General features: G+C 70.9%; 18 protein-coding genes. 7 read left to right on the top strand and 11 right to left on the bottom strand.

Going from position 1 to position 22584, the window contains the following annotated elements:
• Positions 1–208: 208 nt before the first annotated feature.
• The 3 genes from DMA15_RS29185 (at position 209) to DMA15_RS38055 (ending at position 3996) form a co-directional block, all read left to right on the top strand.
• The gene (locus DMA15_RS29185) at positions 209–3502 is read left to right on the top strand and encodes an RHS repeat-associated core domain-containing protein (RefSeq protein ID WP_125515708.1); all 3294 of its coding nucleotides are present in this window, start codon (positions 209–211) and stop codon (positions 3500–3502) included.
• 65 nt (positions 3503–3567) lie between these two features.
• On the top strand, positions 3568–3786 hold the full coding sequence (locus DMA15_RS29190) for a hypothetical protein (protein ID WP_125515709.1): 219 nt from the start codon (positions 3568–3570) through the stop codon (positions 3784–3786).
• Between the two features lie 75 nt (positions 3787–3861).
• Positions 3862–3996, top strand: coding sequence for a hypothetical protein (locus DMA15_RS38055; RefSeq protein ID WP_276314375.1), 135 nt, complete (start codon positions 3862–3864; stop codon positions 3994–3996).
• 41 nt (positions 3997–4037) lie between these two features.
• Here DMA15_RS38055 and DMA15_RS29195 read toward each other — a convergent pair whose 3' ends face one another.
• Positions 4038–5399, bottom strand: coding sequence for an alkaline phosphatase PhoX (locus tag DMA15_RS29195; RefSeq protein WP_125515710.1), 1362 nt, complete (start codon positions 5397–5399; stop codon positions 4038–4040).
• A gap of 114 nt (positions 5400–5513) precedes the next feature.
• The gene (zapE, locus tag DMA15_RS29200) at positions 5514–6605 is read right to left on the bottom strand and encodes a cell division protein ZapE (RefSeq protein ID WP_125515711.1); all 1092 of its coding nucleotides are present in this window, start codon (positions 6603–6605) and stop codon (positions 5514–5516) included.
• 36 nt (positions 6606–6641) lie between these two features.
• On the opposite strand from zapE, the gene DMA15_RS29205 reads away from it, so the two are divergent.
• From DMA15_RS29205 to msrB, 4 genes are all read left to right on the top strand, one after another.
• Positions 6642–7451: a pyrimidine reductase family protein gene (locus DMA15_RS29205; protein ID WP_125515712.1), complete on the top strand. Its 810-nt coding sequence runs from the start codon at positions 6642–6644 to the stop codon at positions 7449–7451.
• 150 nt (positions 7452–7601) lie between these two features.
• Entirely contained in the window at positions 7602–8057 is a 456-nt protein-coding gene (locus DMA15_RS29210; protein WP_125518067.1) for an indole-3-glycerol phosphate synthase, read from the top strand.
• A gap of 284 nt (positions 8058–8341) precedes the next feature.
• On the top strand, positions 8342–9745 hold the full coding sequence (murC, locus tag DMA15_RS29215; protein WP_125515713.1) for a UDP-N-acetylmuramate--L-alanine ligase: 1404 nt from the start codon (positions 8342–8344) through the stop codon (positions 9743–9745).
• A 14-nt stretch (positions 9746–9759) separates the two neighbouring features.
• Positions 9760–10170: a peptide-methionine (R)-S-oxide reductase MsrB gene (gene msrB, locus DMA15_RS29220; RefSeq protein WP_125515714.1), complete on the top strand. Its 411-nt coding sequence runs from the start codon at positions 9760–9762 to the stop codon at positions 10168–10170.
• A gap of 35 nt (positions 10171–10205) precedes the next feature.
• Here msrB and DMA15_RS29225 read toward each other — a convergent pair whose 3' ends face one another.
• The 9 genes from DMA15_RS29225 to DMA15_RS29265 all read right to left on the bottom strand — a co-directional run bounded on the left by DMA15_RS29225 (position 10206) and on the right by DMA15_RS29265 (position 22441).
• Complete coding sequence (locus DMA15_RS29225) at positions 10206–11861, bottom strand: hypothetical protein (protein ID WP_125515715.1); 1656 nt, start codon at positions 11859–11861, stop codon at positions 10206–10208.
• Complete coding sequence (locus DMA15_RS29230; RefSeq protein WP_125515716.1) at positions 11848–13878, bottom strand: ATP-binding protein; 2031 nt, start codon at positions 13876–13878, stop codon at positions 11848–11850. Before DMA15_RS29230 ends, DMA15_RS29225 begins: the two co-directional genes overlap by 14 nt.
• Positions 13879–13903: 25 nt before the next feature.
• Positions 13904–14776 (bottom strand): hypothetical protein, encoded by an 873-nt coding sequence (locus DMA15_RS29235; protein ID WP_125515717.1) that lies wholly within the window; start codon positions 14774–14776, stop codon positions 13904–13906.
• Between the two features lie 182 nt (positions 14777–14958).
• Positions 14959–16260, bottom strand: a complete 1302-nt coding sequence (locus DMA15_RS29240; RefSeq protein ID WP_125515718.1) for a M28 family peptidase — start codon at positions 16258–16260, stop codon at positions 14959–14961.
• Positions 16261–16488: 228 nt separating this feature from the next.
• Positions 16489–16878: a D-ribose pyranase gene (gene rbsD, locus DMA15_RS29245; protein ID WP_125515719.1), complete on the bottom strand. Its 390-nt coding sequence runs from the start codon at positions 16876–16878 to the stop codon at positions 16489–16491.
• Complete coding sequence (locus tag DMA15_RS29250) at positions 16875–17825, bottom strand: ribokinase (RefSeq protein WP_125515720.1); 951 nt, start codon at positions 17823–17825, stop codon at positions 16875–16877. The genes rbsD and DMA15_RS29250 overlap by 4 nt, the downstream gene beginning before the upstream one ends.
• 41 nt (positions 17826–17866) lie before the next feature.
• Positions 17867–19822: a substrate-binding domain-containing protein gene (locus DMA15_RS29255; RefSeq protein WP_125515721.1), complete on the bottom strand. Its 1956-nt coding sequence runs from the start codon at positions 19820–19822 to the stop codon at positions 17867–17869.
• Positions 19812–21398 (bottom strand): sugar ABC transporter ATP-binding protein, encoded by a 1587-nt coding sequence (locus tag DMA15_RS29260; RefSeq protein ID WP_125515722.1) that lies wholly within the window; start codon positions 21396–21398, stop codon positions 19812–19814. Before DMA15_RS29260 ends, DMA15_RS29255 begins: the two co-directional genes overlap by 11 nt.
• The gene (locus tag DMA15_RS29265; RefSeq protein ID WP_125515723.1) at positions 21395–22441 is read right to left on the bottom strand and encodes a LacI family DNA-binding transcriptional regulator; all 1047 of its coding nucleotides are present in this window, start codon (positions 22439–22441) and stop codon (positions 21395–21397) included. The genes DMA15_RS29260 and DMA15_RS29265 overlap by 4 nt, the downstream gene beginning before the upstream one ends.
• Positions 22442–22584 lie beyond the last annotated feature (143 nt).

Raw genomic sequence — 22584 nt, forward strand, 5'->3', positions numbered from 1 at the left:
AAAGTTAGGGGGCAGCGGAGCGTTTTCCATGGGGGGCGTGTGGAAGTTTGTGTGCGCCTCGTGACCACTGGGGTCTGCGAGATGTGTCTTCCTGTGGGGGGAAGTCTTGACGCAACGCACCGTCGGTGCGCGTGTTTCGCGTGCCCGTAAGAGAACCACCCTTGCCATCGCCGCCGCTTCGGCCACCGGCGCTCTGACCCTGTCCCTGATGTCGGCGACGGGTGCCGCCGCGGCCGATGAGCCAGGCTCGGCGTGGGGCAAGGACGCTCCGTCGTTCTCGATGCCCGATGTGAAGGTCGGTTCGAACAAGCCTGTCGCGCCGGAAGCCGAACGCGCACCCTCGCGCAAGGTGGCCGCCTGGCGCGCGCAGCAGAAGAAGCGCACCGAGGGCGACGCGGCACGCTCCCTCCAGGAGATACCCGCCCATGTGCCCGAGGGCCAGGGCGATGTGCCGTGGCACAAGATCAGTGACTTCGCCATCACGGACGCGCTGACGGCCCGGATCAACTACTCCACCGGCAACCTGATGCTCACGGCGACGGACTTCTCCGTCGCGGGCGTCGGCCAGAACCTGACGCTGGCACGCACCTACAACTCCCTCGACGCCCCGTGGGGCAAGGTCTCCCAGCGCTGGTGGCAGCAGTACGAGCGCTACCTCCAGGTGCTCACCGACGAGGTGGTCCTGTACGACGCCTCCGGCGACACCCTGCGCTTCACCAAGGCCGCGGACGGCTCCTTCACCTCGCCCAAGGGCTACTCGAAGGAGCTGAAGAAGAACACCGACGGCACCTACACCCTCACCAGCTGGAAGTCCGGCTCGAAGGACACCTACAACGAGCACGGCACCCTGACCAAGGTCACCGACAAGAACAAGGGCACCCTCACCGTCACCCAGCACGACGAGGGCGAGGAGCACAAGGGCTTCAAGCTGACCGAGACCCGCTCCGGCCGCTGGATCGACCTGCTCAAGACCAACGCCTCGCAGTGGCAGGCCAAGGACAACTCCGGCCGCACCGCCGTCTTCGACCTCGACCCCGACGGCAACCTGCACAAGACCACCGACGCCGAGGGCAAGACCACCACCTTCGGCTACGACACCTCCAACCGCCTCACCAAGATCACCACCGCTGAAGGCCGGGTCACCGTCTTCACCTACGACGACGCCAACCGCGTCACCTCCATGCTGCGCGCCACCGAGTTCAACGGCTCCGGCCACACCGGCCCCACCTGGACGTACGCCTACGACGCGACCTCGCCCACGGCGGCCGGCACGACCACGGTCACCGATCCGGAGAAGCACGCGACGAAGTACAAGCACGACGGTGACGGCCAGGTCACCGACGTCACCGACGCGCTCACCCGCAACCGCTCCACCAAGTTCGACGCGAACCACAACATCGACACGGCCACCGACGCGATGGGCACCGGCACCATCGGCGGCAACGTCACCGACTACTCGTTCAACACCCGCAACAACCTCGAAGAGGTCAAGTCCCCGACCGGCGGGCGGGGAGTGGCCAGTTGGCAGACGATCGCGGGCGGCGATGTGCCCAAGGAGGCCACCAACGCCGACGGCGAGAAGACCTCCTTCACCTACGACACCGCGGGCAACACCAAGTCGGTCGCGCAGACCGGCACGGGTGGCGGCAGCGTCTCGTACACCTACAACCCCGCCACTCCCACGTGTGGTGGCTTCGAGGGCCAGCGGTGCACGGCCGAGACGAAGATGTCGTCGACGAAGACCGTGAAGACGTCGTTCACCTATGACGCCAAGGGCAACCTCACCAAGGTGGTGCCGCCCAAGCCGCTGGGGGAGACCACCTTCACCTATGACAGCCTGGGCCGCACCGAGACCCTCACCGACGGCCGGGGCGTCAAGAAGGTCTTCACCTACGACCACCTCGACCGCATCAAGACCGTCTCCACCACGAACGACACGGTCCGCTACTGGTACGACGGCGACGGCAACCTGCGCCAGCGCGACGACTCCACCGGCACCATCAAGTACCAGTTCGACCCGCTCCAGCGCGAGACCATCCGCACCCTCCAGGACGGCTCGCAGACCCTGCTCGCCTACACCCCGGCGGGCAACGTCGACTTCTACCAGGACCCGGCCGGAAAGGTCGACTACACCTGGAACGAGGTCAACAAGCTGGAGAAGCTGACCGACCCCTCGGGCAAGGTCACCTCCTACAAGTACAACCGCAACGACGTGCGCACCGAGACCGCCTACCCCGGCGGAACGGTGCAGACCGTGGGCGTCGACAAGTCCGGCCGCCCGGAGAAGATCACGGCGAAGTCCGCCAAGGGCACCCTGGTCGACCTGGCCTACACCTACGGCTACGGCACCGACGCCAAGACCGACGGCGACAAGATCCGCACCAAGACGGACGCGGTGGCGGGCACGAAGACCAGCTACCTCTACGACGGCGCCGGACGCTTCTCCTACGCGGAGGAGAACAAGGGCACCACCCTCAACTCCTCCTGGCAGTACTGCTACGACCTGGCGGGCAACCTCACCAGCCAGGGCACCGAGAAGGGCTGCCCGCGCGGCACGACCTACACGGTCAACGACGCCCAGCAGATCACCGGTAAGAACGGCTCCACCGCCAACTGGTCCTATGACCTCGAAGGCAACGAGACCGCCGGCGCCTCCACCCCGGAGGGCACCCGGACCGGTGGGAAGTGGTCGGACCACAGCCAGCTCACCTCACTGACCGTGGGCGGCAAGACGTACGCGGGCCAGTACGGCTCCACCGACCAGAGCGAGCGCGTCAAGCTCGGCGACACCTTCTTCCACAACGGGCCCCTCGGCCTCTCCGCCACTTCCACGGGCGGTACGGACACCGGCTTCAACCGTGAGCCCGGGGGCACACTCAACTCCATGACCCGGGACGGGAAGACGTACTTCTACCTCACCGACGCGATCGGCTCCGTCGTCGCGGTCGCGGACGAGTCCGGTACGAAGGTCAACGGCTACTCGTACAGCCCCCGAGGCGTCGCCCGGGACGCGGGCGGCGAGAAGGTGACGCAGCCCTACCGCTTCGCGGGCGGCTATCAGGACCCCACCGGCCTGTACCACTTCCAGGCGCGCTACTACGACCCCAACATCGGCCGCTTCAACAGCCCCGACCCCTCCGGCCAGGAGCAGAACCCCTACCTCTACGCCGAGGGTGACCCCGTCAACCGCATCGACCCGAGCGGGCTGATCACGGGCTCCATCTCGGGGGAGGTCTGCTTCGGCGTCTGCATCGGCGTGGGCGGCAAGACGGACGGCAAGGAGGCCAAGCCCACGCTCAGCCTGGGATTCGGAACCCCGGGGGTGAGCGGCGGCCTGTCCGCCGACACCGGGGACATGGAGAGCGGCGGCTCGGTCGGCGTCTCGTGCGGCGTCGGTCCCGGCAGCGTCACCGCGTCGACGGACGGCAAGAGCGTGGACGCCGGGGTGGAGACCGGCGGAAGCACCGGAAAGTGCTCGGGCACCGCCGAGTACACCTTCTGACGACGCACACCCCCGATGCTGATGCGACACCTACCAGCGAGCGACCGGACCCGGCAGGAGGCGAAGTGAGGGTAGTGGTGGGAGTGGCCGTGGCCGCTTTCGGCCTGTGCTTCGCGATGTTCGCGGACCGGCTGAGCAAGGGAAGCGCCGCGAGTTCCAAGGAGGTCTTCGGCACGTCCGGCGGGCCGGGCACGCGCCGTTGGAACCGGGGCGTGTTCACCGTGCTCGGAGGGCTCCTGGCGCTCTTCGGCGTCGTGTACGCCGCAGGACTGCTCGGCTCATAGGGCCGCAGCACCGACCGAACACCGGGACCCGGCCGGAGTGACCTCCGGCCGGGTCCCGCGGAAGAAGGAGAAGACATGATGTCGGAGTCGTCGGTCGAACTGGCCAAGATGTGGTCGTCGAAGGGAGGGGCGACGATGTTCGTCATCGTGTTCGTCGTCTTCGCGATAATCCTTGTCGCTCTGCTGATGCGGAACAAGAACCGGCGCTGAGGGAACGGGACCCACGAAACCGCCGCCTCCTCCGTGGCGCGCTACCTGTGCCAGGGCCCGGTCACGGCGAACGTCGTGCCGGGCGCGTAGCAGTTGACGTACATCGTGTCGTGGTCGGGGGAGAAGGCGGCGCCCGCGAACTCGCCCCACTCGGGCTTGTCGGGGGTGCCGATGTTCTGCCGGTTGCGGGCCATCGCGTAGACGTCGCCGCGCCGGGTCACGCCGTAGACGTGCTGGACGCCGCCGCCGTCCTCGCAGACCATCAGGCCGCCGGTCGGCGCGAGGCAGATGTTGTCGGGGGACTCGCCGGGGAGCTGGATGTCCGTGCTGGGGCCGAAGACGATGACGAGGGTGAGGCGGCGCCTCGACGGGTCGTACCGCCAGATCTGACCGTAGTGGTCGCCCGCCGAGCCCTCCGCCTTGCGTGCGAAGGACGAGACGAAGTAGACGGACGAGCCGCCCCAGTAGCAGCCCTCCAGCTTCTGCGCGTGCGTGACGCCCTTCGGGCCGAAGTCCTGGTGGCGGATGGGTGTCCGGGCGGCCAGCGGGTCGGGTACGTCGACCCACTCGACGCCGTCGAAGCTCGCGCCCGTCTCCTGGATCGACGACAGGTCCGGTACGCCCGGCACGCGCATCGCCTGGAGCCTGCCGCCCGCGCGCAGCGAACCACGGCCGCCCTCGGGCCTCTTGGGCAGGAAGCGGTAGAAGAGACCGAAGGGCTTCTGGAAGGCGTCCTCGGTCTCGTAGACGACGCCGCGTCTGGGGTCGACGGCGACCGCCTCGTGCTGGAAGCGGCCCATCGCGGTGAGCGGTTCGGCGCCGGTGCGGTGCGGGTCGACCGGGTCGACCTCGAAGATGAAGCCGTGGTCCTTGGTGTAGCCGTTCGTGCCGGCCTTGTCCTCGGTCTCCTCGCAGGTGAGCCAGGTGTTCCACGGGGTGGGCCCGCCCGCGCAATTCACGGCGGTACCGGCGATCGCCACGCGCTCGCCGAGGACGTTGTTCCTCCGGTCGAGCGCGAGCGCCGTACAGCCGCCCTTGGCGGCCGGGTCGTAGGTGAGTCCCTTGACGGTCGGCACGCCGATCTTGGCGGTGACGCGGTTCTCGTGGTTGCGCACGAGGTGGACACCGCCGTGCTTGCCGCCGAAGGCGGCCATGCCGTCGTGGTTGCTGGGCACCCTGCCCTCACCCGACCGGAGGTTCTCCCCCTCGCGGGAGAGGACCTGGTAGCGGAAACCTTTCGGCAGATCGAGCAGGCCCTTGGGGTCGGGGACGAGGGGGCCGTATCCGGCCTTCCCGTGGGCGGCGGCGGTACCCGCGAACAGCTCCGAGATCGCGCCGGTGAAGGCGATTCCCGCGCCCACGGCACCGGTGCGGGCGAGAACCTGACGTCGAGTGGCAGACATGATGGGCAACCTCCTGCTGGCGGACAGGAATGTGACCGGATGTGTGTACCACGTGCCTAGGTGCACGGGAACCACGCGCGTAGCGATCGCTTGTTCTACTTGGGCGTGGGCCTGCTACTCCGCCACGAGTCCCTTGGCGTCCCGGGCGAGTGCCGTCAGCCGCGATATGGCTCGGAAGTACTTCTTCCGGTACCCGCCGTTCAGCATCTCCTCGCTGAACAGCCGGTCGAAGGGCACCCCGGAGGCGAGCACCGGCACCTCCCGGTCGTACAGCCGGTCGGCGAGCACCACGAGGCGCAGCGCGGTCGACTGGTCCGGCACCGGTGTCACGTCGGTGAGGCAGACGGCCGCGATCCGGTCGGTCAGCGCGCCGTACCGGCTGGGGTGGACCTTGGCCAGGTGCGCGAGCAGGTGCGGGAAGTCGTCGAGCGAGGCGCCCTCGGTCGCGTACGCCGCCTTGGTGACCTGCTCCTCCGAGTACGGCGCCGGAGCCTCCGGCAGACCGCGGTGGCGGTAGTCGTCGCCGTCGATGCGCAGCGCCTTGAAGTGCGCGGAAAGGCCCTGGATCTCGCGCATGAAGTCGGTGGCGGCGAAGCGGCCCTCGCCGAGCTTGCCCGGCAGCGTGTTCGAGGTCGCCGCCAGTGCCACGCCCTGTTCGACCAGCTTGGAGAGGAGCGAGGAGACCAGCACGGTGTCGCCCGGGTCGTCGAGTTCGAATTCGTCGATGCAGAGCAGGCGGTGATCGCTGAGCGTACGCACCGTCTGCTGAAAGCCGAGCGCGCCGACCAGGTTCGTCAGCTCGACGAAAGTGCCGAACGCCTTCTGCTCGGGCGCCGCGGGCGTCGCGTGCCAGAGCGAGGCGAGGAGGTGGGTCTTGCCGACGCCGTAGCCACCGTCGAGATAGACACCGCGGGGGCCCGTGGGGGCAGCCGCCTTCTTCTGGAACCAGCGCTTCTTGCCCGCCCCGGACGCGTGCGCCCCGCCCAGCCCCTCCGCGAACCCGCTCAGGACCCGGACCGCCTCGGTCTGGCTCGGCTGGTTCGGGTCCGGGATGTACGTGGCGAAGCGGACCGAGTCGAAGCGCGGCGGCGGCACCATCTCGGCGACCAGACGGTCGGCGGGGACGTGGGGCTCGCGGGCGCACAGGGACAGCGGAACGACTTCGGCCAGGGGATCGGGCCCGTGGGCTGCGGTGGAGGACGACACGGTTCCCCAGCTTAAGGGGCGTGCAAGACTGCGGATATGCGACGCCTGTTCCCTGTGACCGACCAGACAGCAGACACGAGCACCGCGGAGGTGGAGGCCCGGAAGGCCGCGGAACCACGGGAGTGGGGGCTGGACGAGCTGGCCGACGCGTACGCCTACCCCTCGGGAGTCGTCGCCGGGCGGGCGACGTGGCTGCGCGCCAACATGGTGTCCACGCTCGACGGCGCCGCCCAGCACGACGGCCGTTCGCAGCCGATCTCCAACGACACCGACATGCGGATCTTCGGCACCCTGCGCGGGCTCGCCGACGCCGTGATCGTCGGGGCCGAGACGGTCCGTCTCGAGGGGTACCGTCCGGCACGCGCGCGTGCCGCCTTCGCCGAGCGCAGGGCCGCCGCCGGGCAGACCCCGGCGCCCGCCATCGCGATCGTCAGCGCGAGCCTCGACCTGGACTTCTCGCTTCCGCTGTTCACCGAGCCGCTGACGCCCACGCTGGTGGTGACCGGGGCCGCCGCGTCCGCCGACAAGATCGCCGCCGCCGAGCAGGCGGGCGCCGTCGTGGTGATCGCCGGCGAGGGCGCGACGGTGGACCCCGCGCGCGTGGCGCCCGCCCTGGCCGAGCGGGGGCTCACCCGGCTGCTCACCGAGGGCGGGCCCCGCCTGCTGGGGCAGTTCGTGGCCGCGAAGGCGCTGGACGAGCTGTGCCTGACGGTCTCGCCGATGCTCACCGCGGGGGACGCGCAGCGGATCGCGGGCGGGCACGCGCTCGCGACGCCCGACCAATTCGTACTGACGTCCGTGTTGGAGGAGGCCGGGTTCCTCTTCACCCGATACCGTCGTAGCTGACAATCGGCGGAATCAGCCGTTCCGTTTGGCTTCGGCTGGGCACACTAGATCTCGCAGACCCCGTGCGGCCACGGGGCAGGATGGTTTCCGCAAGGGCCTCAGGACGGCCCACGGAGGAGAAGGGCGCCTGTCGTGTTCACAAGCGTATTGATGATCGAGAAGGCCCTGACGTCCGCCGACGTGGAGTTCGTCACCACCTTGCACGGGGACGAGCCGGTCACCTTCCACGTGCTGCTCCAGCCCCGGGGCGATCAGGCGGACCGGCTGCTGCGAGCCATCGACGACGTCGCCCTGGGCGAGCTGGACGAGGCGGCGCGCGAGGGCGAGACCCCCGAGGGTGCGGATGCGGCGGGCCCCGGTGAGCAGGCGCTGCGCGTCTCGCTGACGGCGCTGCGGGTGGCGGGCTGTGCGGCGGAGGGGCGGCTGATCGAGGACCATCCGCTGGACGCGCTGAAGGTTCTCGTGGACGAGGTGGGGGCCGATGAGGTGATCGTGCTGACCGATCCCCACTACGTGGAGGAGTTCTTCCACCGGGACTGGGCCTCGCGGGCGCGGCACAAGGTGGGGGTGCCGGTTCTCAAGCTCTTCTCGCACAGCGAGGCGTGACGCTGCCCGCTGTGGGTGGGCGGTTTCTTATTGTGCGGGGTCGCTGCCGCTGGGGGGCGGGTCTCTGTCGTGCGGGTTTGATGTGGCTGGGCGCGCAGTTCCCCGCGCCCCTTCGGGGCGCTTTCCTGCGGGTGCTTTTCTGCGGGTTCGTTGTGGCTTGTCGCGCCGTTCCTCGCGCCCCTTTGGGGCGCATCCCTGCGGGCGCTTTCCCGCGGGGCGCTTAGGCTGGGGCCGTTCACACCGTACGAACGCGACTTCGTCGCACCACCAGGGGAGACACACGCATGGCATCCGGCCTGCCCCAGTCCATGGCCGACATGGACCGACCGCACTTCATCGGCATCGGCGGGGCCGGAATGTCGGGCATCGCCAAGATCCTGGCCCAGCGCGGTGCCAAGGTCGCGGGCAGCGATGCCCGGGAGTCCGCCACGGCCGAGGCGCTGCGCGCGCTCGGCGCCACCGTCCACATCGGGCACGACGCCGCGCACCTCGCCCCCGACGCGACCTGCGTCGTCGTCTCCTCCGCGATCCGCGCCGACAACCCCGAGCTGGCCCGCGCCGCCGAGCTCGGCATCCCCGTCGTGCACCGCTCGGACGCCCTGGCCTCCCTGATGGAGGGCCGGCGCCCGATCGCCGTCGCGGGTACGCACGGCAAGACCACGACGACGTCGATGCTCGCCGTCACGCTCGCCACCCTCGGCCTCGACCCGTCGTACGCGATCGGCGGCGACCTGGACGTGCCCGGCTCGAACGCGCTGCACGGCGAGGGCGACATCTTCGTCGCCGAGGCCGACGAGAGCGACCGCAGCTTCCACAAGTACGCGCCCGAGGTCGCCATCGTCCTCAACGTGGAGCTCGACCACCACGCCAACTACGCGTCGATGGACGAGATCTACGAATCCTTCGAGATCTTCGCGGGCAAGATCGTCCCCGGTGGCACCCTGGTGATCTCCGCCGACCAGCACGGCGCGGTCGAGCTGACCAAGCGCCTGCGGGACCTCGGAGAGCTGAAGGTCGTCACGTACGGCGAGTCCGACGGCGCCGACCTGCGCATCCACAAGATCACCGCGCGCGGTCTGACCAGCGAGGTCACCGTCGTCCTGAACGGCAAGTTCCTCACCTTCCAGGTCTCGGTCCCCGGCCGCCACTACGCGAACAACGCGGTCGCCGCCCTCGCCGCGGGCATCGCCCTCGGCATCCCCGCGCACAACCTCGCCTCCGCGCTCGGCTCCTACACCGGCGTCAAGCGCCGCCTCCAGCTCAAGGGCGAGGCCGCGGGCGTCCAGGTCATCGACTCCTACGCCCACCACCCCACCGAGATGACGGCCGACCTGGAGGCCATGCGCTCCTCGGCCGGCGACTCCCGCATCCTCGTCCTCTTCCAGCCCCACCTCTTCTCGCGCACCCAGGAGCTGGGCACCGAGATGGGCCAGGCCCTCGCCCTCGCCGACTCCTCCGTGGTCCTGGACATCTACCCGGCCCGCGAGGACCCGATCCCCGGCGTCACCAGCGCCCTGATCATCGACGCGGCCCGCGCCGCGGGCGCCGAGGTGGCGGCCGCCCCGGACAAGGACGCGGCGGTCGCGGCCCTCGCGGGAATGGCCAAGCCCGGCGATCTTGTTCTCACCATGGGAGCGGGCGATGTCACGGACCTCGGCCCGCGGATCCTGGCCGAACTGTCGAAGTGAAGGGGACTCCACCCATGTCGTACGACGTCGAGAAGCCGGACGAGCAGTGGCGCGCCGAGCTGACCCCCGCCGAGTACGCGGTGCTGCGCCAGGCCGGCACGGAACCGGCCTTCGTGGGTGAGTACACCGATACGAGGACGAAGGGCGTCTACTCCTGCCGCGCGTGCGGCGCGGAGCTGTTCACGTCGGAGGAGAAGTTCGAGTCGCACTGCGGCTGGCCGAGCTTCTTCGACCCGAAGGACACGGACGCCGTCGAACTCGTCCAGGACACCTCGCACGGCATGGTCCGTACCGAGGTGCGGTGCGCGCGCTGCGGATCACACCTCGGGCACGTCTTCGAGGGCGAGGGCTACCCCACGCCGACCGACCAGCGGTACTGCATCAACTCGATCTCGCTGCGCCTTGAGCCCGCCGGCGGCGAGTGACCGGCACGGGGCCGGAAGCGGGGCCGGGCCGGGGCTCATCCCGGGCAGGTCCCGCTCTTGCCCTGGTGCGTGCGGAACGCCTGCGGCGGGCTGTACTCCTTCGGCCGCGGGAACCGCACGACAGGGACGCGCTTGCAGACAGGCCAGTTGCCGTTCCCGGCGGTGTAGCCGAAGTCGCCGGTCGCGCCCCTGACGCAGCCCTTGCAGGTGTCGTCGGGCAGCATCTGCATGTTCCTGATGGTGTTGGTGACGTCGTGCGTGGAGGGCAGCTGCAGCTTCCCGAGGCTCTTCTTAGCCTCGAAGACGGCCTGGGCGAGCACCTGGAAGGCGTCGTAGTGCATGATCGCGTAACCGTCGTCCAGGGCGGCGTCCTTGAGGCCCGTGTCCTTGGCCATGGCGGCGGCGAACGGCGCGAACTGGGCGGGCGCGTCCTGACCGGCGCGCCACGAAGGGCCGTCCGTGGCCGCCGCGTTGAGGGTGACGACCCCGGCCTGCTCCATCTGCTCGCGGGACTTGTCGGTGGTGAGCCGTGACGTGAGCCCCGTGGAGACCCGCAGGATCCGGATGGGCTCCTTCGCCTTGCGGCCCTGGCACTCGGGCTCCTTGGCGATCTCGTCCACCAGATACGGAAGATCCCAGTCCCTGCCCGCCAGGAACACCGTGTCCGACTTCGTCTTGCAGATGCCCTCGGCCGCCGCGGCCACGGCGTGCGGCGCGCCTTGATAGGGGCCCATGGTGCCGACGTACGAACTCTGCCGGATGTCCAGTTGGTAGGCCTTGCCGAAGCGCTTCTCCAGCTCCGCCTTGGTGTTGCTGACGTAGTTGTCGTGCGCGCGTGAGTCCCAGACGAGATAGCCCCGCTTCTTACCCGGCTCCTTCTTGAGGTGGCGCGCGAGGGCGGTCACGGCGTTGCGGTTGTTGGGGGCCACCTTGAAGAACGTGTCGGCCTCGATCTCGGGGGAGCTGAGGAGACCGCTCACCGCCGGGATGTCCGCGGCGGACAGGGCACTTGCCGCGTCCTGCGAGTCCTGCTCGCTGTTGAGCAGACCCATCGCGCCGACGAGCGGGGCGTCACCTTCCTCGGACTGCTTGGTCCCCGCCAGCTCCGCCGCCCTCTCCACGGCCGGGCGCCACAGGGAGAGGTCCGTGCCGATGTTGCCCAGCAGCATCTGGAAGTTGATGCCGGTCTGCGCGCTGTTCGCCTTGAGCTGCGCCGCGTAGGCGCCGGCCAGGGCGTGTTCGATGAGTTCGGCGGTCATCGCCCCGGACTCGGAGGCGTTGAACGGAAGCAGCAGGGCGACCTTCACGTACGGCTTTCTGTGGGCGTCCTCCTCGGGGTGCTCCCAGGCGTCGCGCACCCGCCGGTTCTCCTCGGCGACGCGCGCGACCAGGCGGGAGAAGCGCTCGTCGGGACCGTCCTCGCCCGGCTTGAAGGAGGGCGAGGACGCCGTGGCGTCCAGGAGGCCGACGCACTCGCCCTCCTGCTCCCGCAGCCCCTGCGAGCAGTCGTCCCTGGTGAGCCACGAGATCCCGGTGACCGTCGCGGCGATCAGGAGGGCGAGGGCCACAAGACCCGCCACCCCCTTCTCCGCGGGCCCCGGCGGGCGGCCCCGCAGCCGGGTGAACGGGCGCACGAACACGAACCGGCCCAGGCCTAACGCCGGGCGGACGAAGATGTCAGTGGCTTTCACCGTGGCTCCCTTCAGGGGCCTGGGCAGGCAGGGCGGAGGGCGGGGTGCGCAGCTCGCGCAGTGCGTCGTGCCACTCCTGGGCGGCGTCGAAGAGGATGCCCGCGCCCGTGGAGTGCCGCGCCGAGAGGAATTCCAGCTCCCACTTGATCCGCCCGCACAGCGGCTCGTCCGGCGCGGTCAGCGGGTCGGCGGCCAGCCACACCGCGTGGAGAAGGCGGTACACGGAGCGCTGCACGAAGTCCCCGGCGGGCTCCGTGCCGGGCGTTCCCGTGGCGTAGGCCCGGCACTCGTCGGCCCAGCCGGGGCGCGGCGGATGCGGGGCCGACGCCACCTGCCACAGGTGGCGCAGCCACTTCTGGGCAGAGGTCGGCGTGGCGAACAGCTCGGCCAGGCGGCGCGCCACGTGTCCGGCGTCGCCGTCGGCGAGGGCGTGGTGCAGGGCCTCGATGGGCTGCCCCGCGGTCTCGTGGTGGGTCCGCAGCCGCTCGTGGATGTCGGACCAGGTCTGCGGCGGCCGCGTCGACTCCGGCCTGCGGCGGCGCAGCTCGTGGACGAGCACGGCCCGCAGGAACGGGTCGGCGACGAACGGCCGCGCCGCCCTCGTGCCGTGCTCGGCGTGGAGATGGCTGCGGGCGGTCGCGACGGCCGCGAGCTGGGGGTCGGCGGCCAGATAGGTGTCGGCCAGGGCGTGCGCCGCCGCGTCGTCCTGGGCCACGGAGAACAGGATGAGATTGCTGAGCAGCTGCGGGTCGGGCACGAGCCGGGTGGCGATCTGCCAGGTCACCGCCCGCCCGGCGAGCCGCAGCGCCCCCACGTCGTACCCGGCGGCGTAAGCGGCGTGCGGGTCGGCCGCGAGGGCGTCCCTGAGCAGTCCGCACCCCAGGGGCGAGCCCTGGGTGAACCGGCGCACCGCGCGCGGCAGATCGGGCCGCGGCGGCGGGTCGACGGTCATCAGCATCGCCACGATGTCGTTGCGTGCGAGCGGCGGCAGGTCCAGGGCGATGAGCCCGGCCGACCAGGTGCGGGTCTCCGGGCGCTGCCAGCCGCTCGCCCCGCCCGCGACCTGCGCCAGGGTGCGTACCGCCGCGTCGGGCCCGGCACGGTGGCGGGCCCCGCCGCGCGCCGAGGCCACCAGGATCAGCGGGTCGCGCGCGCCCTTCGCCCGGTGGGTGAGGAGGTGTTCGAGGAGGCGGGACCCCGGTGCGGTGTGCACGTCGTCGAGCAGCAGCAGCGGCCGCGGTACGTGGTTGAAGTGCGCCCAGCCGCTGTAGTGGGCGCGCAGGTCCTCCAGGAGCGCCGCCGCGAGCGAGGCCTCGGCCTCCTCCCGCAGGTCGTCCCCCAGGTGGAAGGAGCGGCACAGCTCGTTGAGGGGCTGTGCGCTGCGGCCGGGCCCGAGCCGGCCGGCGTAGAAGGGCCGCACGTCACGGGCCTGTCTACGGTTCAGATAGCGCTCGGTGAACAGCTGTACGGAGGCCTCCGCGATCGGTAACAGGTCTCCCTGGTCGCCCACCGGCAGCGTCCTGTTGACGTCCTGGGTCCAGCTGTCCGCGTCCGGCGAGTCCTCGGGGACCAGGCCGCACTCGGTGAGCAGGCGCCGCATCCTGGCCCGGGCGACCGACTGCTCCCGCTGGTCGCCGCGGGTCCAGGCGGAGACGGCCGTGAGCCCGGTCCACAGCCGCGGCAGCCGCACCCGCTTGCGCCCGGTGACCGGGGCGCACAACCCGCAGGCCACATCGGTCAGGAAGTCGGCGCCGGACGAGGTGTTGGCCACCATCGCCCCGGCGGGGTGGGCGTCCCGCGCGCAGTTCACCTTGGCCACCGGCAGCCGGGTGCGGTACGCGGTGAACAGGGCGTCGAGGACGGCGGTGCGGCCGCTGCCGTGCGGCCCGGTCAGGAGCAATGCGGGCGGGTCGTCGGGGTGGGCCTGCCCCCGCAGCCTCGGCTCCTCGGCGTCGAGTCCCACCAGGCGTGGCACCAGGTCGTCGAGGAGGATGTCCCGGCCGTAGAGTTCGCTCACGCTCGTCCTCCCCGCTCCGCGTTCATCAGCCGAGCAGTCTCGTCAGGATGGGCCCGATGGTCTGCAACAGCCCCTGTGCCGCCGCCGAGTCGGGCGCCGCCGCCAGCTGTTCCCTGATCCGCTGGGCGAGGGCGCGCAGCCTGCCGCGCTGCTGGGGCAGGGCGCCCGTGCGGCGCAGCTCCTCGCTGTCCCTGATGAGCTGGGCGAGCCGCTCGGCGCCCAGGTCGAGGGAGGGGGCCTGGTCGCGGATCGACTCGACGACGTTCATGACGCTGCCGTAGGTGACGTGGACGTTGCCTTCGACGGTACCGATGTGGAGGCCGGCGAGGGCCGGTTCCCGCGCCAGATACGTCGATACGCCGCCGCCCTCGGCCACACACCGCCGCCCCGCGGGGGTCAGCGTCACCTGGGCCGCGACGGTGTCACCGCTGAGCGCGAGCAGGCCCGCCTGGCTCAGGAAGCGCGCGCTGCCCTCGACGTCGCCCTGGCTGAGCGGGCTGCCGTGGAAGAAGACCTGCTCGGCGACGAAGAACTCCTTCAGGCGCGGCCGGTGCCCGGCGCGCTCCTGCTCCCGCGCCCAGTCGAGCAGGGCGTCCTCGGTGTAGCGGTGGAGCGCTCCCACGTCGTGCAGTTCCGCGTCGAGGCGCAGGGCGTGTGCGAGGCCCGCGTCGGTGAGTTCGGCGTCGGGCGGCGGCCGCTCCCCGTCGGCATGGGCCCGGACCAGGCCCCGCTCCTGGAGGGCTTCGACGACCGCGGTGACGCCGAGCGCCGGTTTGTTCTGGTGCCGCCCGAAATCGCCGGTCGGCACCGGCACGTGGACGCGCCCGCCGCACCGCTCCAGGAGCCATAGCAGCAGGCGTACCTCATAGCGTCCGGGCGCGGCTGTGCTTTGCGTCATCGCGAACCCAACCCCCGTTGGCACAGCGGTGTGTGAAGCGTGTGAACAGTCGAAATTACATCCGATCCCGCTCAGCCACCAGGCCGCCGGACGCCGTACCGCCCGATGTGTACGGGCGGTACGGCGGCGGTACGACTAGAACTCGACCAGCACGTCAACTGGAGCGTCGACCAGGACGCCCACTAGAACGTCAGTTTCCAGCTGTTGATGTAGCCGGTGTCCTGGGCTGCCACGTCCTGGACGCGGAGTTTCCAGGCGCCGTTCGCGGTCTCGCTGGACGCGTCGACCGTGTACGTCGCGATGACGTTGTCCGCCGAGTCGCTGCTGCTGGAGTTCTTCAGGCGGTACGCGGTCCCGTCGGGGGCGAGGAGGTCGACGACCACGTCACCGCGCCAGGTGTGGCGGATGTCGACGTCCACCTTGAGCGCGGCGGGGGCGTTGCCGGTGCGGCCGGTGACGTTGACGGTGGAGGTCACCGCGGCGCCGTTGTCCGGGATGGTGACGTCCGTGGTGTTCTCGTAGCTGTCACCGGGCGGGACCGGGGTGTCCGTGCCGAGCTGCCAGACCGCGTGGGCGATGGCGTCGCTGTTGCGGTCGAGCGCCGTGTCGTTGATGTTCGACGTCGTGTCGCACGACGAGTGGTAGCAGCGGTCGAAGGCCTGGCCCGCCGTGCCGCCCCACTTCTGCGCCTGGGCGCTGGTCTTGGCGCGCTCGGCGCCGGAGAACAGGCCGCCGACCGGGATGCCGACGTTCTTGAACGGGGCGTGGTCGGAGCGGCCGTCGCCCTCGGTCTCGATCTCGGTCGGGACGTTCAGACCGGCGTAGTAGTCCTTGAAGGTCTTCTCGATGGTCGGGTCGTCGTCGTAGACGAAGTAGCCGGCGTTCGGCGAGCCGATCATGTCGAAGTTCAGATAGCCGCTGACCTTCGCGCGCTCCGTGGTGGGGAGGTTGTTCACGTAGTGGCGGGAGCCGACCATGCCGAGTTCCTCGGCGCCCCACCACGCGAACCGCAGGTGCTTGGTGGGCTTGAGCTGCGCGCGGGAGACCGCGAGGGCCGTCTCCAGGACGCCGGCCGAGCCCGAGCCGTTGTCGTTGATGCCCGGCCCCGAGGAGACGCTGTCGAGGTGCGCGCCCGCCATCAGGACCTTGTTCGGGTCGCCGCCCGGCCAGTCCGCGACGAGGTTGTAGCCGGTGGCGCCGCCGGAGGTGAACTGCTGGACGCTGGTGGTGAATCCGGCCGCGTCCAGCTTGCCCTTCACATAGTCGATGGAGGCCTTGTAGCCGGGGCGACCGTGGGCGCGGTTGCCGCCGTTGGCCGAGGCTATGGACTGGAACTGGGTCAGGTGCGCCTTGACGTTGGCGAGCGGGATGTCGGGCGCGGCGAGCGTGGGTGACGGGGCGGCGGACGAGGGGGCGGCGGTGGCGAGCAGGCCGCCGATGGCCAGGGTGGCGGCACCGACGGCCGCACGTCTGAAGAGGTTCATGTGGGGCTCCGTATTCCGAACAGCGAGGGGGACGGAACGTGCGAAACGCCCCGCGACGCGGGTGCCGCGGGGCGCCTTTGGAGCTGTGCGTTGCCTGATGTTGAAGGTGGTTTGACTCTCCGTCAAGGGCGGAATCCGGTCAGAATACGGTCAGTTGTGTTCGCATTACGGACAAGAAGCCTACGAGCACCGAACTTGCCGCCGGTCAGAACCCCGACCCGCCGCCGGTCAAAAGAAGACCCCGCACCGCAGCAGCACGTTCGCGTACGGCCGCGCCTCCCCGGTGCGGACCACGAGCCGGGCCCCCGCCGAGAGGCGCTTCAGCTCTTCGTGCGGGACGAGATCCAGCGCCGGAAGGCTCTCCCGCAGCAGCCGGGCCGCCTGCGGGTTCGCCTCCTGGATCTCGTACGCGGCCGTCCCGCCCTCCACCACGAGCTCGGCGAGCAGCCCGTCGAGGACCTCCGCGAAGGCGGGCACCCCGGCGCGGAACGCCAGGTCCACCACGCGCGGGCCCGCCGGAACCGGCATGCCCGCGTCGCAGACCAGGACCGTGTGGCCGTGGCCCAACTCGGCGAGCGCGCCCGCGAGATGGCGGTTGAGGATGCCCGACTTCTTCACGAGGACGAGGCTTCCGGCGCGGCGGCCGCCAGCTCCGCGGCCGTCGGGTACGAGTCCTGCGCACCCTTGCGGGTGACCGCCGCCGCGCCCACCCGCACCGCGTAAGCCGCCGCCGTCGCGAGGTCCTCGCCGAGACCGAGCCGCCAGGCGAGCGCGGCGGTGAAGGCGTCGCCCGCGCCCGTCGTGTCCACCGCGTCGACCTTCGGGCTCGGGACCCGCACGACGTCGGAGCCGTCCGCGGTGAGCGCGCCCGCCGAACCCAGCGTGATCACCACCGACCGGGGCCCGAGCGCGAGCAGCCCCCGCGCCCACTCCTCCGGGCTGTCGCCCGCGTCCTCGCCGAGCACCACCCGCGCCTCGTGCTCGTTGACCACCAACGGGTCACACGCTGCCAGGACTTCGGCGGGCAGCGGGGCGGGCGGTGAGGGGTTCAGGACGAAGCGGGCGCCGGGCCGCAGCGTGCGGACGACCTCGGCGACCGTCTCCAGAGGGATCTCCAGCTGGCTGGAGACCACCCGCGCCGCCGTCAGGAGGCCGCCCGCCGCGCGGATGTCCGCCGGAGTCAGGCGGGCGTTGGCGCCGGGCGAGACCACGATGCTGTTGTCGCCCGACGGGTCGACCGTGATCAGCGCGACGCCGGTGGGCGCGCCGCCCACCAGGACACCGGCAGTCTCCACCCCGGCCGCCCGCTGCGCGTCCAGCAGCAGCGTGCCGTGCGCGTCGTCGCCCACCCGGGCGAGCAGCGCCGTGCGGGCGCCGAGCCGGGCGGCGGCCACCGCCTGGTTGCCGCCCTTGCCGCCCGGATGGACGGCGAGATCCGAGCCGAGGACGGTCTCGCCCGGCGCGGGGCGGCGCTCCACACCGACCACCAGATCGGCGTTGGCGGAGCCCACGACCAGCAGTTCGAGGTCCGTGTCGCCCGTGCTGCCGGCGTTGTTGTCGTTCATGTGCTGCTTCCTGCTTTCGTACGGTGATGGGGCGAGGGCGGTCAGGAGAAATTCTTCACGTTCTTCGACGTGACGACCTTCACCGGGACCTTCACCGTCCCCCGGACCTTCTTGCCCTCCGCCGCACGCACCGCGTTCTCCACGGCGATCCTGCCCAGCTCCTTGGGCTGCTGCGCCACCGACGCGTACAGCGTGCCCGCCTCGACCGCCTTGAGGCCGTCGGGGGTGCCGTCGAAGCCGACCACCGGGACGGACGTGCCCGCCTTGCCGCCGAGCGCCTTGACCGCGCCGAGCGCCATCTCGTCGTTCTCGGCGAAGACGCCGTTGACGCCCTTGTTCGACTGGAGGAGGTTCGTCATCACGTCCAGGCCCTTGGTGCGGTCGAAGTCCGCGGGCTGCTTGGCGACGACCTCGATGCCGGGGTACGCCTTGATGCCCTCGGCGAAGCCCTGCCCGCGCTCACGGCTCGCGGAGGTGCCCGGCGTGCCCTGGAGGACGACGACCTTGCCCTTGCCGCCCAGCTTCTCGGCGAGGGTCTTGGCGGCGAGCCTGCCGCCCGCCACGTTGTCGGAGGCGACGAGCGTGGCCGTCCGCGCCTTGTTCACCCCGCGGTCGGCGGCGACCACGGGGATGTCCTGCTTGTTGGCGCCGCGCACGGCCGGGCCCGCCGCGTCGGAGTCCACCGGGTTGACGATGATCGACTTCACGCCCTCGCCGGTGAAGTTCTGGAGTTGGTTGGTCTGCTGGGAGGCGTCGTTCTGCGCGTCGGTGACGGTCAGCTCCACGCCCGCCTTCTCGGCCGCCGCCTGCGCGCCTTCCTTCATCTGCACGAAGAAGGGGTTGTTGAGGGTGGAAAGCGACATGCCGACCTTCGTCGACGTGCCCGATGAGCCCGAGTGGAAGAAGGAGACCGCGCCGACGGCGGCCGCCACGACCACGGCGGCCACCGCGTACTTCGCCGCCTGCGGCCCCTTGCCGCGTATGCCCCCGGCCGCGCCTGACGAGGCGCCCGGAGTCGCCCCGGCCCGCCTGCGCAACGTATCCAGGAGGACCGCGAGCGCGATGACGACGCCGATGACGACCTGCTGCCAGAACGCCGACACGGAAAGGAGGTTGAGGCCGTTGCGCAGCACCGCCAGGATCAGCGCGCCGATGAGCGTGCCGGACGCCTTGCCGACGCCGCCCGCCAGGCTCGCGCCGCCGATGACGACCGCGGCGATCGCGTCGAGTTCGTACCCCTGTGCGGCCTGCGGCTGCGCGGAGACCAGCCGGGAGGCGAGCACGACGCCCGCGACGGCGGCGAAGAGACCGGAGAGCGCGTAGATGACGAGCTTCTGGCGCTTGACGCGCAGGCCCGAGAGGCGGGCCGCTTCCTCATTGCCGCCGATCGCGTACATGGAGCGGCCGATGAACGTACGTCCGAGCACGACGGCCGTCACCAGGCCCATCACGACCATCACGATCACCGGGATCGGCAGCCAGCCGCCCACCGTGTCACCGAGGTGCGACACCGAGTCGGGGAACGCGATCGGGCTGCCCTGCGAGATCACCAGGGAGAGGCCGCGGGCCACCGAGAGCATCGCGAGCGTCGCGATGAACGGCGGGAGTTTCCCGTACGACACGAGCAGGCCGTTGACGAACCCGCACGCCATGCCCGTGGCGACCGCGAGGACGACCGCGAGCCAGACCGGCAGCCCCTCCGAAGTCGCCGTCCAGGCGAGCACGGTGGCCGACAGCGCGGCGACCGAGCCGACCGACAAGTCGATGCCCGCCGAGACGATCACGAATGTGACACCGAACGCGAGGATCGCGGTCACGGCCGCCTGCACACCGACGTTCAGCAGGTTCTGGGTGGTGAGGAAGTCGCCGGAGAGCAGCGACATCGCCACGACCAGGACGATCAGGGCGCTCAGCGCGCCGTTGTCGAGCAGGACGCGGCGGAACGTGGCCGTGCCACCCGCGCCGCCCGCGTCACGCTTCACGGTTTCAGTGGCCACGGGAGCCCTCCGCTTCTTCTTCGTTGCGTACGTTCGTGTCGAGCGCCTCGTGCGCCTCATGCGCCTCGCGCGCCTCTTCGGCCGGGGCCGCCGTGCTGACGGCGAGCGCCATCACCGCGTCCTGGGTCGCCTCGTCGGCGGTCAGTTCACCGGCGATCCGGCCCTGCGCCATGACCAGGACCCGGTCGCTCATGCCGAGCACCTCGGGCAGGTCGCTGGAGATCATCAGGACCGCGTGCCCGGAGGCGGTCAGCTCGTTGATCAGCTGGTAGATCTCGACCTTCGCGCCCACGTCGATGCCGCGCGTCGGCTCGTCGAGGATGAGCACCTTGACGTCGGCGAGCAGCCACTTGCCGATGACGACCTTCTGCTGGTTGCCGCCGGACAGCGTGCGCACGTGCTGGCCGAGCCCGGCCATGCGCACCTTCAGCTGCTCGGCGATCCGGGCCGCGTCCCGCGCCTGGCCCTTGAGATCCACGAGCCCGGCGCGGGTCGCCGACCGCAGCGTCACCAGGCCGAGGTTCTCCCGCACCGACGCGTCGAGGAGCAGGCCCTGGCCCTTGCGGTCCTCCGGTACGAGGCCGATGCCCGCGCCCATCGCGGCGTTCACGTCATGCCGGGGCAGCCGCTCCCCGCGCACACCGACACTGCCCGCGTCGTACGGGTCGGCGCCGAAGACCGCGCGCGCCACCTCGGTGCGGCCCGCGCCGACGAGCCCCGCGAGGCCGACGACCTCACCGGCCCGCACCTCGAAGCTCACGTCGTGGAAGACGCCGTCGCGGGTGAGCCCCTTGACCGACAGCAACGGCGGCCCGGCGTCCGGGCGTTGGCGCGGATACTGCTGCTCGATGCTGCGGCCCACCATGAGACGCACGAGTTCGTCCTCGGGAGTGGAGGCGGGCACCTGTCGCACGCTGCGGCCGTCCCGCAGCACAGTGACGCGGTCGCCGAGCGCGGCGATCTCATCGAGGTGGTGGGTGATGAAGACGATGCCCACGCCGTCCTCGCGCAAGGTGCGCACGATGGCGAAGAGCTTGTCGACCTCCTCGGAGGTGAGCACGGCGGTCGGCTCGTCCATGATGAGCACGCGCGCGTCCAGGCTCAGCGCCTTGGCGATCTCGACCATCTGGAGCCGGGCGATGCCCAGTTCACGCACCTTGGCGCGCGGCGACACCCGCACGCCGACCCGCTTCAGCAGCTCCTCGGCGTCCGACTCCATCTTCTTGCGGTCGACGAGTCCGAAGCGGCGCGGCTGGCGCCCCAGGAAGATGTTCTCGGCGACGGTGAGGTCCGGGACGAGGTTGAACTCCTGGTAGATGGTGGCGATGCCGAGCCGTTCGGCGTCCTGCGCGCCGTGGATGCGCACCTCCTCGCCGTCCACGACGATGCGGCCGCTGTCGGGGCGGTAGGCCCCGGAGAGCATCTTGATGAGGGTGCTCTTGCCCGCCCCGTTCTCGCCGAGCAGGACGTGCACCTCTCCGCGCCGCAGATCGAAGTCGACGGAGTCGAGCGCGACGACGCCGGGGAACGTCTTGCGGATGCCTTCGATGCGCAGCAACTCGGCCTGGTCGCTCACGGGTTGCTCCTTCGTACGGAGGTGTCCTCGCCGGCGCCCTCGCCGCACGAGCGGCGGACGACGAGGCGGGCGGGCAGGGTCACGGACCGCGGGCTCCTGCCCTCGATCCGGTCGATCAGGGCGCGTACGGCGGCCCGGCCGAGGTCGCCGGTCGGCTGGGCGATCGCGGTGACCGGCGGATCGGTGTGCACGAACCAGGGGATGTCGTCGAAGGCCGCGAGCCCGATGTCGTGCGGGACGCGCAGGCCGTGCGCGCGGATCGCGTCGAGGGCGCCGAGCGCCATCAGGTTGTCGGCGGCGAAGACGACCTGGGGCGGCTCCGGCAGGGCGAGGAAGCGCTCGGTGGCGCGGCGGCCGCTGTCGGCCTGGAAGTCGCCCTGGCCGATGTAGGCGGCGGGCAGGGCGATGCCGTGCTCGCGCAGCGCGTCACGGAAGGCCTCGACGCGCTCGCTGCCGGTCGTGGTGGCGGCCGGGCCCGCGATGATCGCGAGCCTGCGGTGGCCGAGCCCGTGCAGGTGGGCGACGAGGTCACGCACGGCCTGCCGCCCGTCGGAGCGGACGACGGGGACGTCCACGCCGGGGATCCACCGGTCCACGAAGACCATGGGGGTGCCGGCGCGCACGGCGTCGAGCATCAGCGGGGAGCCGCCGTCGGTGGGGGAGACGAGCAGCCCGTCGATCCGCCGGTCGAGCAGGGTCCGCACGTGGTGGTCCTGCAGCTCGGGGCGCTCGTCGGCGTTGCCGATGATCACGCTGTAGCCGAGTGCGCGCGCCGCCTCCTCGACGGAGCGGGCGAGCTCCGTGAAGTACGGGTTGAGTACGTCGCTGATGACCAGGCCGAGGGTGCGGGTCTGGTCGGTGCGCAGGGAGCGGGCGACGGCGTTGGGGCGGTAGCCGAGCGCCTCGACGGCGGCGAGCACGCGGGCGCGGGACGCGGGGCTGACCGAGGGGTGGCCGTTCACCACGCGCGAGACGGTGGCGACGGAGACGCCTGCCTCGGCGGCGACATCCTTGATGCTCACGGAGCCCGAGCTGGGAGCCATCGTCGGTCCACCTCCTTGTGGAATCGATTACACGGAGGATTGGAATCGATTACACGAGGGTGTGGCAAGAGGGTGGCGGGCCCGGTGGGGCGAGTGAGACCTGATCGTGATGAAGGCGGGCGTGGGGCTGAAGGAGGGGGGCG

It is taken from the genome of Streptomyces sp. WAC 01529, assembly GCF_003945545.1.
In the GTDB taxonomy this organism is placed as follows: domain Bacteria; phylum Actinomycetota; class Actinomycetes; order Streptomycetales; family Streptomycetaceae; genus Streptomyces; species Streptomyces anatolicus.